The sequence below is a fragment of the Pseudorhodoferax sp. LjRoot39 genome, from assembly GCF_964253035.1.
Taxonomy (GTDB): Bacteria; Pseudomonadota; Gammaproteobacteria; order Burkholderiales; family Burkholderiaceae_C; genus Pseudorhodoferax.
This window is the reverse complement of record NZ_CAXUQL020000001.1, coordinates 5555294-5567102: the sequence shown is the minus strand read 5'-3', so window position 1 is coordinate 5567102 and position 11809 is coordinate 5555294. Positions and strand designations below refer to the sequence as shown.

Below are 11809 nucleotides of genomic sequence, written 5' to 3'. Positions count from 1 at the left end.
GACCGTCGGCGCCCGGGCCAGGCTGCAGAATGGCTACTCGCGTAGATCAAATCCGCCGTCGAATTCATTTATAAACGGCAACAAACCAACGTCACCCGTCTTTCCATGCACCACAAGCGCTTTCGGATGGTTTCGTCGGCACCGTCGGCGACGCTGCACGGGTAGGTGGCCGCGTCTGCCATGCCTGCCCCGTCCATGCAGGACCGTGATGCCCCGGACGTCGCCGCTGTGCCTGGCTCTGCGCCTGCGGCGCTGATCGTGTGCGAGCGCGGCGGGCAGATCCAGCGCACCAATGCCGCCTGGACGCGCCTCTTCGGCCGGGCGGCCGGGCAGGGACCCTCGCTGTTTGAGGCGGCGCTGTATGCCGAGGGCGAGGCCGGGCTGCGCCGGCTGCTGCAGGCGCTGGCGGACACCGATGGCGCCGTGGATGCACTGGAGCTGCGCCTGCTGCGCCAGGACGGTTCGGCGTTCCTGGCCCGTCTGCAGTGCGTGGCATCGCCGGCCGGCAGCCAGACCTGGTACAGCGCCTGGGTCATCCCCTGCGATCCGCCCCCTGCGTCCGCCCGGCAGCCGGATGCGGAGCGGGCGTTGCTGCTGGGCAGCCTGCTGGCCGGCACCGCGCTCGTCGGCAACGGCAGGCTGCTGCGGGCCAACGCCAGCTTCGCGCGCATGCATGGCTACGCCGATGCCGACGGCATGGTGGGCCTGGAGATCCCGGGGCTGTTCGAGGACGCCACCGAGTACCAGCGTTTTTGCACCGAGACCGCGCGCTCGTTCGCGGATGGCCCGACCTGCAGCATCACCTGGCGGGCGCGGCGCCAGGACGCCAGCGTGTTCCAGGTCTATGCGCGGGGTCGCACGGTGGAACTTCCGGGCGGCGGCAGCGCCGTGGCGTGGATCGTCGACGACGAGAGCGACCTGCGCCGCGCGCAGGAGGCGCGGCAGGACAACGAAACCTACAGCCGCATGCTGCAGGATTCGCACATCGCGATGTCGATCTACGACCCCGTCAACGACTGCTACACCGACTGCAACGAGGCCGCCCGCCGGCTCTACGGGCTGGAGCGGCGCGAGGACTTGCTCGGGCGCAACGTGCTGTCGGTTTCCGCACCGGTCCAGGAGAACGGCATGTCCTCGGCCGAGATGCTGGCCATGGGCCGCAAGAACCTGTCCAGCCGTGGCAAGGAGATGCCGACCTTCGAGTGGCTCCACCAGCGGCCCGACGGCAGGCAGTGGATGGCCGAAGTGCACGGCACGCCGTTCCGCTACCGGGGCCGCACACTGGTCCAGTTCACCGTGAGCGACATCACGGCCGCGAAGGAGGCGCGCCGCCAGATGAAGGAGATGGCGGTGTTCCTGCAGACCATGATCGACCGCATGCCCAACGCGGTGTTCTACAAGGGGCCGGACACGCGCTTCCTGGGCTGCAACCATGCCTTCGAGGAGGCCTTCGGTGTGCCGCGCGAGGTCATACTGGGCAAGCGGCTGGACGAACTGGAGCACATTCCCGAGCCGCTGCGCAGCGAGTTGCAGGCCGAGGACGAGCGTGTCATTGCCGAGGCCGGCCATGTGCGCCGGGAGATGCGGGTCCGCTTCGCCGACGGGCGCGTGCACCAGGTGCTGTACTCGGTCAGCGGCTTTCGCCAGCGCGATGGCAGCCCGGGCGGGCTGGTGGGCGTGCTGGTGGACCTGGAGGCACTGAAGGCGGCGGAGAGCGCGCTGGGCGTGGCGCAGAAGGAGCAGGCCGCGATGTTCGAGGCGGCAGGCGTGGGCATCACCTTCGTGCGCGATGGCACCATGGTCCGCTGCAACCGCGAGCTCGACAGCATGTTCGGCCACGCGCCGGGCGAACTGCAGGGCCGGCCGCTGGGCATCTGGTACGGCGAGGACGCGAACCACACTGAGGCCCGGGCGAAGCTGGAGCAGCGCATTGGCGCGCCGCGCGACAGCCTGCACGACCAGGAGTTCGTGCGCAAGGACGGCACACGTTTCTGGGGCCGCATCACGGCGCGCCACATCGATGCCGACACCAGCCAGGGCAGCGTCTGGTTCATGGAGGACGTGACCGAGGAGCGTGCCATCGGCCAGGCGCTGGCCGAGGCCAAGCAGGCGGCCGAGGACTCCGCGCAGGCCAAGTCGATGTTCCTGGCCAACATGAGCCACGAGATCCGCACGCCGATGAACGCCATCATCGGGCTGTCGATGCTGGCCTTGCGCACCGAGCTGGACAAGCGCCAGCGCGACTACGTGAGCAAGGTGCACAACGCGGGCACGGCGCTCTTGGGCATCATCAACGACATCCTGGATTTCTCCAAGGTGGAGGCCGGCAAGCTGGACATCGAGTCCGCGCCGTTCCGGCTGGACGAGGTGCTGGACAACGTGGCGGCGCTGCTGGCGCAAAAGGCCGGCGACAAAGGCCTGGAGCTTTTGTTCGACATCGCGCGCGAGGTGCCATCGGTTCTCGTGGGTGATGCGCTGCGCATCGGCCAGGTGGTCACCAACCTGGTCAGCAACTCCGTGAAGTTCACCGAAAAGGGCCAGGTCGTGGTCTCGGTGCAGCTGCTGGAGCAAGAGGGCGAGGGAGCAGGTGCCCAGGTGCGCCTGCGCGTGGACGTGCGCGACTCGGGCATCGGCATGACGCCCGAGCAGGCCGCACGCCTGTTCCAGGCCTTCACGCAGGCCGACGGCTCGACCACGCGCAAGTACGGCGGCACCGGGCTGGGCCTGACCATCAGCAAGCGGCTGGTCGAACTCATGGGCGGGGAGATCCATGCCGAATCCACCGCCGGGCAGGGCAGCCTGTTCTGGTTCACGGTGCGCCTGGGCGTGGGCGAGGACAAGGGCGGGCGCGACGTTGCGGCCCTGGGCGCGATGCGCGGCATGCGTGCGCTGGTGGTGGACGACAACGACGCGGCGCGCGAACTCATGGGCGCGCAGCTCTCGGGCATGGGCTTTGCGGTGGACACGGTGGGCAGCGGCGAGGACGCATTGGCCGCGGTGGCCCGTGCGCAGGCCGGCAAGCCCTACGGCCTGATGGTGGTGGACTGGCAGATGCCAGGCCTGGACGGCATCGAGACCGCGCGGCGCGTGCGCGGGCTGAACGACGGCCTGCGCATCGTGATGGCCACGGCGTATGGACGCGACGAGGTGCGCGCGCATGCCGAAGAGGCGGGCATCGAAGCCTTCGTGGTCAAGCCCGTCGGGGCCTCGGCGCTGGTCGACGCGCTGATGACGGCGCTGGTGCCCAATGCGGCACCGCTGGCGCGCACCGCGCCCACGCAGGAACTGGCGCCGGACCTGCTGCGCGGCGTGCGGCTGCTGCTGGCCGAGGACAACGAGATCAACCAGCAGATCGCCATCGAGCTGCTGGAGGGGGCGGGCGCCAGCGTGCGGGTGGCGGGCAACGGCAAGGAGGCCGTGGACCTGGTCCTGGCCGGCGAGTCCTTCGACGCCGTGCTGATGGACCTGCAGATGCCGGTCATGGGCGGGCTGGAAGCCACCGGGCTGATCCGCGCGGATGCGCGCTTCGACGCGCTGCCCATCATCGCGATGACGGCGCACGCCATGGTGGAAGAGCGCGAGCGCTGCCTGGCCGCGGGCATGGTGGACCACATCACCAAGCCGCTGGACCCGCCGGCCATGTTCAAGTCGCTGCTGCGCTGGGTGCAGGCGTTGCCGGCCGAGCCCGTGGTTGCCGCATCCCGGCGAGAAGCCCAGCCAGCGCAGGACCTGCCCGACATCCCCGGCCTGGACACCACCGCCGGCCTGCGCCGCGTGGGCGGCAACCGCGCGCTGTACCTGCGGCTGCTGCACCAGTTCGCCGACGGCCAGGCCGATGCCGTGCAGCGCATCGAGGCCGCGCTGGCCGACGGCCGGCAGGAGGAGGCTGAACGCGTGGCCCACACCGTGCGCGGCGTGGCCGGCAACATGGGTCTGGCGACCCTGCACGCAGCGGCCACCACGCTGGAGGAAAGCCTGCGCCATGGTGGCGACGTGCTGCAGGCGTTGGCAGCCTTCGGTGCCGAGCTGTCGGCCTGCGTGCGGGCGCTGCGCGCGGCCTGGGGCGCGGACGCCGGCGTGCCCGCGGCGGCGCCGGCCGGTGCCCTGGCCATCGATGCGGCGCAGGCTGCCAGCCACGCCCAGCAGTTCGCCCGGCTGCTGGTCGACTGCGATGCGCAGGCCGAGGACTACCTGGCCGCGCACCGCGCTGCGCTTGCGCAGGTCTGCGGGGCCGAGGCCTTGGCTACCATCGCGCGGGCCGTGCAGGCCTTCGACTTCGATGCCGCGCTGGTGGCCGTGCGCGATGCCGCGGTGCAGCAAGGCGTGGTGATCGAGGCGACCGCCTGAAGCGGTCGGCCCGGCAGGCGCCGCGTCTATCATGGCCCGCTTCCTTTTCCTGTGAAGCCTCTTCCCATGGACCACATCCGTTTCGGCCGTACCGGCCTGCAGGTCTCGCGCCTGTGCCTGGGCTGCATGAGCTACGGCGCGCCCGCGCAGGGCAACCATGCCTGGACCCTGCCCGAAGCCGCGAGCCGGCCCTTCCTCAAGAAGGCGCTGGACCTCGGCATCAACTTCTTCGACACCGCCAACGTCTACTCGGCGGGCAGCAGCGAGGAGATCGTCGGCCGCGCGCTGGCCGACTACGCGCCGCGCGACGAGGTCGTCGTGGCCACCAAGGTGCATGGCCGCATGCGGCCCGGCCCCAACGGCGCCGGCCTGTCGCGCAAGGCCATCCTGTCGGAGATCGACCAGAGCCTCAAGCGCCTCGACATGGACCATGTCGACCTCTACCAGATCCACCGCTGGGACCACGCCACGCCGATCGAGGAGACCATGGAGGCGCTGCACGACGTGGTCAAGGCCGGCAAGGCGCGCTACATCGGCGCCTCCTCCATGTACGCCTGGCAGTTCGCCAAGGCCCAGGCCGTGGCCGAGCGCTACGGCTGGACGCCCTTCGTCTCCATGCAGAACTACCTGAACCTGCTGTACCGCGAGGAGCAACGCGAGATGCTGCCGCTGTGCCGCGACCAGGGCGTGGCCGTGATCCCCTGGAGCCCGATGGCGCGCGGCCGCCTCACACGCGACTGGGATGCTGCCAGCGCGCGTGCCGAGACCGATGCCTTCGGCCGCACGCTGTACGCGAACACCGCCGAGGCCGACCGCAAGGTGGTCGAGGCCGTGGCCCAGGTCGCGGCCGCCCGCGGCGTGCCGCGCGCGCAGGTCGCACTGGCCTGGGTGCTGCAGCAGCCAGGCGTGACGGCGCCCATCGTCGGCGCGACCAGGGTCGAGCACCTGGACGACGCGGTGGCCGCGCTGTCGCTCACCCTCACGCCCGAGGAGACCGCGGCGCTGGAAGCGCCCTACGTCCCCCACGCGGTGGTCGGCTTCTCGTGACCGAGTCCCTGCTGGCCGCGGCGCGCGCGGCGCAGGCCAACGCCCATGCGCCGTATTCGCGCTACAAGGTCGGCGCCGCGCTGGCCACGCCCGACGGGCGCGTGTTCGCAGGCTGCAATGTGGAGAACGCGGCCTACCCGAGCGGCACCTGCGCCGAGGCCGGGGCTATCGCGGCCATGGTCGCGGCCGGTGGGCGCGCCATCACCGAGATCCTGGTCGTGGGCGACGGGCCGGAGCCCATCACGCCCTGCGGCAACTGCCGCCAGCGCATCCGCGAGTTCGCCGATGCCGCCACGCGCGTGCACGCGGCGGGCGCGGCCGGCGTGCTGGCCAGCTTCACGCTCGACGAATTGCTGCCCGCGTCGTTCGGCCCCCGACACCTGCCACCCGTTTAGACGTTTCTGCATGCCCCACATCGTCATCGAATACACCCCCAACCTCGGCGAGCTGCCGTTCGACGCCATGCTGGCCTCGACCACGCGGGCGCTGTCGGAAAGCCCCGAGGTCCAGGACGAGGCCGACCTCAAGGCGCGCGTGCTGCGCGCCGACCATTTCCGCGTGGGCCTGGCGGACAGCGGCCGTGGCTACCTGCACGTGCAGCTGCGGATCCTGGCCGGCCGCACGGCCGAGGCCAAGAAGGACTTGAGCCGGCGCGTGGCCGATGCGCTGCGCGTCCACCTGAACGTGCTGCCGCCGGGCCTGGAAGCCTTCCTCAGCGTGGAGGTGGTCGACATGGACCGCGGCAGCTACACCAAGATCAAGCTGGCCTGAGCCGGGGCTGAATCGCCCGTCGTACACTGGTCGGGCCGCGCTTACCCGCGCGGCACCCAGGGGCCGGCCACTCACCCGTGGCCGTGCCCTGTACCAACCCAAGCACGCCACCGCGTGCGGAGACATCGATGCGCGAGCACCCAGCCCTGCGGCTGCATGTGCCGGAGCCCACCGGGCGACCTGGCTGTGCCACCGACTTTTCCTTCCTGCAGATTTCCGGCGCGGGCACCGTCCGCAAACCGCCGGTCGACACCTCCCACTTCGAGACCGCGGACCTGGCCTACGCCTTGATCGGCGTGCTCGACCGCGACGGCCAGGCCGTCGGCCCCTGGGCGCCGCAGATCGACGGCACCCAGCTGCGCCGCGGCCTGCGCGCGATGATGAAGACGCGCATCTTCGACGCGCGCATGACCATCGCCCAGCGCCTGCGCAAGACCTCGTTCTACATGCAGTGCCTGGGCGAGGAGGCCATCGCGGTGGCGCAGGGCATGGCGCTCGACAAGGGCGACATGCATTTTCCGACCTACCGCCAGCAGGGCCTGCTGCTGAGCCGCGACGACGTGTCCATGGTCGAGCTGATCTGCCAGCTCATGAGCAACGAAGCCGACCCCATGAAGGGGCGCCAGCTGCCCGTGATGTACTCGTTCAAGCGGGCCGATTTCTTCAGCATCTCGGGCAACCTGGCCACGCAGTACCCGCAGGCCGTGGGCTGGGCCATGGCCTCGGCGATCAAGGGCGACACCCGCATCGCCTCGGCCTGGATTGGCGACGGCGCCACGGCCGAGTCGGACTTCCACACCGCGCTGACCTTCGCCCATGTCTACCGCGCGCCCGTGATCCTGAACGTGGTCAACAACCAGTGGGCGATCTCCAGCTTCCAGGCGATCGCGGGCGGTGAATCCACCACCTTCGCGGCGCGCGGCGTGGGCTGCGGCATCGCCTCGCTGCGCGTGGACGGCAACGACTTCCTCGCGGTCTACGCGGCCTCGCAGTGGGCGGCCGAGCGCGCGCGCACCAACCAGGGTCCGACGCTGATCGAGTGGGTGACCTACCGCGCCGGCGCACACTCGACCTCGGACGACCCGTCCAAGTACCGGCCCGCCGACGACTGGGAGCGCTTCCCGCTCGGTGACCCGATCGAACGGCTCAAGACCCACCTGGTCGGCCTGGGCATCTGGTCCGAACAGGAGCACGAGCAGGTGCACAAGGAGCTGGAGGCCGAGGTTGCCGCCGCGCAGAAGGAGGCGGAAAGCCACGGCAGCCTGCTCGACGGCCACATCCCGAGCGCCGCGACGATCTTCGAGGACGTCTACGAGACCATGCCCGAGCATCTGCGGCGCCAGCGCCAGGAACTGGGAGTCTGAGCATGCTGACCGAAGTCAAGAACCCGGCGGTGGAAACCGCAGAGGCGAGCAGCAAGCCCATGACCATGATCCAGGCCCTGCGTTCGGCGCTGGAGGTGGTGATGGCGCGCGACCCCGACGTGGTCGTGTTCGGCCAGGACGTGGGCTATTTCGGCGGCGTGTTCCGCGTCACCGAAGGCCTGCAGGCCAAGTACGGCAAGACACGCTGCTTCGATGCGCCGATCAGCGAGGGTGGCATCGTGGGTGTGGCCGTGGGCATGGGCGCCTACGGCCTGCGCCCGGTGGCCGAAATCCAGTTCGCCGACTACTTCTACCCGGCCTCGGACCAACTGGTCTCCGAGGCGGCGCGGCTGCGCTACCGCTCGGCCGGCGACTTCAGCTGCCCGATCACGGTGCGCATGCCCTGCGGCGGCGGCATCTACGGCGGGCAGACGCACAGCCAGAGCCCCGAGGCGCTGTTCACGCACGTGAGCGGCCTGCGCACCGTGCTGCCCAGCAACCCGTACGACGCCAAGGGCCTGCTGATCGCGGCCATCGAGTGCAACGACCCGGTGATCTTCCTGGAGCCCAAGCGGCTCTACAACGGGCCATTCGACGGCCACCACGACCGGCCGGTCGTGCCCTGGTCCAAGCATGCGCTGGGCATGGTGCCCGAGGGCTACTACCGCGTGCCGCTGGAGTCGGCCGCCGTGTTCCGCCCCGGCAACCAGCTCACGGTGCTGACCTACGGCACCATGACCTGGGTGGCCGAGTGCGCGGCGCGCGAGACCGGCATCGACGCCGAGATCATCGACCTGCGCTCGATCTGGCCGCTGGACCTGGACACCATCGTCGCCTCCGTGAAGAAGACCGGCCGCTGCGTGGTCGTGCATGAAGCGACGAAAACCAGCGGCTTCGGCGCCGAACTCTCGGCCCTGGTGCAGGAGCACTGCTTTTACCAGCTGGAGGCGCCGATCGAGCGCGTGACCGGCTGGGACACGCCGTACCCGCATGCCCAGGAATGGGCGTACTTCCCGGGGCCCGACCGCGTCGGTGCAGCGTTCAAGCGCGCGATGGAGGCATGACCATGGGCCAGTACACCATCAAGATGCCGGACATCGGCGAAGGCATCGCCGAAGTGGAACTTGTCGAATGGCGCGTGCAGCCTGGCGACAGCGTGGCCGAGGACCAGATCCTGGCCGACGTGATGACCGACAAGGCGACCGTGGAGATCCCGTCGCCTGTGGCCGGCACCGTGCTGGAACTGGGTGGCCAGCCCGGTGCGCTGCTGGCGGTCGGTGCCGAGCTGATCCGGCTGGAGGTTGCGGGCGCAGGCAACGTGGCCGCCAAGGCGCCGCAGGTGGCCGCTGTCGCAGCGCCAGTCGCTGGACCGGTCGCAGCCCCTGCAGCGGCAGAACCGGTCCCCGTGCAACGCCCGCCGGTCGCCGCCCCCGTGGCCATGCGCGCGCCCGGCGAAAAGCCTGTTGCCTCACCCGCGGTGCGCCAGCGTGCCTGGGAGCTCGGCATCGAACTGCAGTTCGTGCACGGCAGCGGCCCGGCCGGCCGCATCACGCACGAGGACCTGGACGTCTACCTGGTCTCTGGCGGCCAGCCACGCACGCCGAGCGCCGGCAGCGGCTATGCGCAGCGCCATGGCGAAGAGGCCATCCCGCTGATCGGCCTGCGCCGCAAGATCGCGCAGAAGATGCAGGAGGCCAAACGCCGCATCCCGCATTTCAGCTACGTGGAGGAGATCGACGTCACCGAGCTCGAAGCCCTGCGCGCGCAGCTCAACGACCGCTACGGCGCCGCGCGCGGCAAGCTCACCCTGCTGCCGCTGCTGGCCCGCGCGCTGGTGCTCGCGCTGCGCGACTTCCCGCAGATGAACGCGCGCTTCGACGACGATGCCGGCGTGGTCACGCGCTACGAGGCCGTGCACCTGGGCATGGCCACGCAGACCGACAACGGCCTGCTGGTGCCCGTGCTGCGCCATGCCGAGACGCTGGACCCCTGGGCCTGTGCGCGGGAGATCGCCCGGCTGGCCGAGGCCGGCCGCAGCGGCAAGGCCGGGCGCGACGAGCTGTCGGGCTCGACCATCACGATCAGCAGCCTGGGCCCGCTGGGTGGCATCGTGACCACGCCCGTCATCAACCATCCCGAGGTGGCCATCGTCGGCGTGAACCGCATCGTCGAGCGCCCGGTGTTCCGCGGCGGCGCGGTCGTGGGGCGCAAGCTCATGAACCTGTCATCCTCGTTCGACCACCGCGTGGTCGACGGCATGGACGCGGCGCAGTTCATCCAGGCCGTGCGCGCCTTGCTGGAAACCCCGGCCCTGCTGTTCGTGGAGTAAGCATGAACCCACCCCCGTTTGGACTTCTCACTGCGTGTAGAAGTCCAATCCCCCCTCAAGGGAGCGCCGCCAGCGGCCGGGCAGAGCCCGTTCCGCGGCGTCTGCTGGCATGGCCTGCTCCGCGGCCTCTCGAACGGCTGCTTGCCAAGCAGTCTCCCGTCTTGCAACGCAACTGCGTCGACAACAGAAATGAACGATAAGAAGACAACATTGCTCGTCATCGGCGGCGGGCCGGGCGGCTACGTGGCCGCCATCCGCGCGGCGCAACTGGGCGTGGCAACCACACTGGTGGAAGGCATGGCGCCCGGCGGCACCTGCCTGAACATCGGCTGCATCCCGTCGAAGGCACTGATCCATGCGGCCGACGCATTCGACCGCGTGCGCCGCGCGACGCCCGGCGCGGTCAGTTCGCCGCTTGGCATCCGCGCCGAAGCAGCCAGCATCGACCTCACCGTCACGCAGGCCTGGAAAGAGGGTGTGGTCGGCAAGCTCACGGGCGGCGTGGCGGCATTGCTGCGCAAGGCCGGCGTGCGGGTGGTGCCGGGCTGGGCCCGCATCGTCGACGGCAAGACAGTGGACGTGGCGCACGAGAGCGGCGAGACGCTGCGCATCCAGTGCGAGCACCTGCTGCTGGCCACGGGCTCCGAGCCCATGGCGCTGCCGCAGTTGCCGTTTGGCGGCAAGGTGCTGTCCTCGACCGAAGTTCTGGCGCTGACCGAGGTGCCGCAGCATCTGGTCGTGGTCGGCGCCGGCTACATCGGCCTGGAACTCGGCATGGCCTGGCGCAAGCTGGGTGCCGAGGTCACGGTCGTCGATGTGGCCGAGCGCGTGCTGCCCGGCTACGACGAGGACCTGGGCAAGCCGGTGCTGGCCGCGCTCAAGCGACTGGGCATCGTGCTGCACCTGGGCTGCACGGCCGAGGGCCTCACGGCCGACGGCAGCGGCCTGCGTGTGCGCAGCCGGCATGCCGACGAGTTCGTGCTGCCCGCGGACCAGGTGCTGGTCGCCGCGGGCCGGCGCCCGCGCACCGCCGGCCTCGAATCGCTGCAGCTGGACATGGACGGCCGCGCCGTGAAGGTCGATGCCACGGGCCGCACTTCCATGCGCAATGTCTGGGCCATCGGCGACCTCACGGGCGAGCCCATGCTCGCGCACCGGGCCATGGCCCAGGGCGAGGTGGCGGCCGAGTGCATGGCGGGCCACAAGCGCCGCTTCGTGCCGCTGGCGATCCCGGCCGTGTGCTTCACCGATCCCGAGGTCGTGGCCGTGGGCCTCACGCAGGCCCAGGCCGCGCAGGCGGGCATCGAGGTGCTCAGCGCGCAGTTCCCGTTTGCGGCCAACGGCCGCGCGCTGACCATGGAGGGCGGGGAGGGCTTCGTGCGCGTGGTGGCGCGCCGGGACAACCATCTCGTCTTGGGCTGGCAGGCCGTGGGCCAGGGCGTGTCCGAGCTGGCTGCGGCCTTCGGCTACGCGATCGAGATGGGCGCGCGGCTGGAGGACGTGGGCGGCATCGTGCATGCGCACCCCACGCTGGGCGAGGCCGTGCAGGAGGCGGCCCTGCGCGCGCTGGGGCGGGCCATCCATCTGTAGCGGCGCCGCGCGATCCCGGTCAGCCGATGAAGGTGAACCGGGGCTGCTCCCTGCCGTCGATCTCCACGTTCCCCACGAACATGGCGTGCGGCCGCACCCACCAGCCCGTGGCGTTGTACAGCGGCCGGTAGACCACGAGCGGCTCCAGCGTCTCGCTGTGCCGCGCGATGGCGAGCACCTCGTACTCGCCGCCCTTGTAGTGGCGGTAGCGGCCAGGTGCGATGGGGGGCAAAGGGGGCAGGTCGTCTTCCATGGATGCGGCGCAAAGTGGCGGAGCTTGCCACAGCTATGCGAGCGGCCTGCGGCCCGGGCTGGTGCGATGACCGGTCGCATCCGTGCCGTCAGCGGGTATTCCGATCCA

General features: G+C 70.5%; 9 protein-coding genes. 8 read left to right on the top strand and 1 reads right to left on the bottom strand.

The features are described from left to right. Positions 1-195 precede the first annotated feature (195 nt). From ACSQ4M_RS25875 to lpdA, 8 genes are all read left to right on the top strand, one after another. Positions 196-4347, top strand: a complete 4152-nt coding sequence (locus ACSQ4M_RS25875) for a PAS domain S-box protein (protein WP_436192262.1) — start codon at positions 196-198, stop codon at positions 4345-4347. A 66-nt stretch (positions 4348-4413) separates the two neighbouring features. Beyond that, positions 4414-5394, top strand: a complete 981-nt coding sequence (locus ACSQ4M_RS25870; protein ID WP_436192261.1) for an aldo/keto reductase — start codon at positions 4414-4416, stop codon at positions 5392-5394. Beyond that, positions 5391-5789, top strand: coding sequence for a cytidine deaminase (locus ACSQ4M_RS25865; RefSeq protein WP_436192260.1), 399 nt, complete (start codon positions 5391-5393; stop codon positions 5787-5789). Before ACSQ4M_RS25870 ends, ACSQ4M_RS25865 begins: the two co-directional genes overlap by 4 nt. Positions 5790-5799: 10 nt before the next feature. Then, positions 5800-6165: a 5-carboxymethyl-2-hydroxymuconate Delta-isomerase gene (locus tag ACSQ4M_RS25860; protein ID WP_436192259.1), complete on the top strand. Its 366-nt coding sequence runs from the start codon at positions 5800-5802 to the stop codon at positions 6163-6165. 128 nt (positions 6166-6293) lie between these two features. After that, positions 6294-7529, top strand: a complete 1236-nt coding sequence (locus ACSQ4M_RS25855; RefSeq protein WP_436192258.1) for a 3-methyl-2-oxobutanoate dehydrogenase (2-methylpropanoyl-transferring) subunit alpha — start codon at positions 6294-6296, stop codon at positions 7527-7529. A 59-nt stretch (positions 7530-7588) separates the two neighbouring features. After that, positions 7589-8593 carry an alpha-ketoacid dehydrogenase subunit beta gene (locus ACSQ4M_RS25850; protein WP_436194068.1) on the top strand — a complete coding sequence of 335 codons (1005 nt, stop codon included), beginning with the start codon at positions 7589-7591 and terminating at the stop codon, positions 8591-8593. A gap of 2 nt (positions 8594-8595) precedes the next feature. After that, positions 8596-9858 (top strand): dihydrolipoamide acetyltransferase family protein, encoded by a 1263-nt coding sequence (locus tag ACSQ4M_RS25845; protein WP_436192257.1) that lies wholly within the window; start codon positions 8596-8598, stop codon positions 9856-9858. Positions 9859-10047: 189 nt separating this feature from the next. Further along, positions 10048-11448, top strand: coding sequence for a dihydrolipoyl dehydrogenase (gene lpdA / locus ACSQ4M_RS25840; RefSeq protein ID WP_436192256.1), 1401 nt, complete (start codon positions 10048-10050; stop codon positions 11446-11448). Positions 11449-11467: 19 nt separating this feature from the next. On the opposite strand, the gene ACSQ4M_RS25835 is transcribed toward lpdA, so the two are convergent. Then, complete coding sequence (locus ACSQ4M_RS25835; RefSeq protein ID WP_436192255.1) at positions 11468-11701, bottom strand: DUF1653 domain-containing protein; 234 nt, start codon at positions 11699-11701, stop codon at positions 11468-11470. Positions 11702-11809 lie beyond the last annotated feature (108 nt).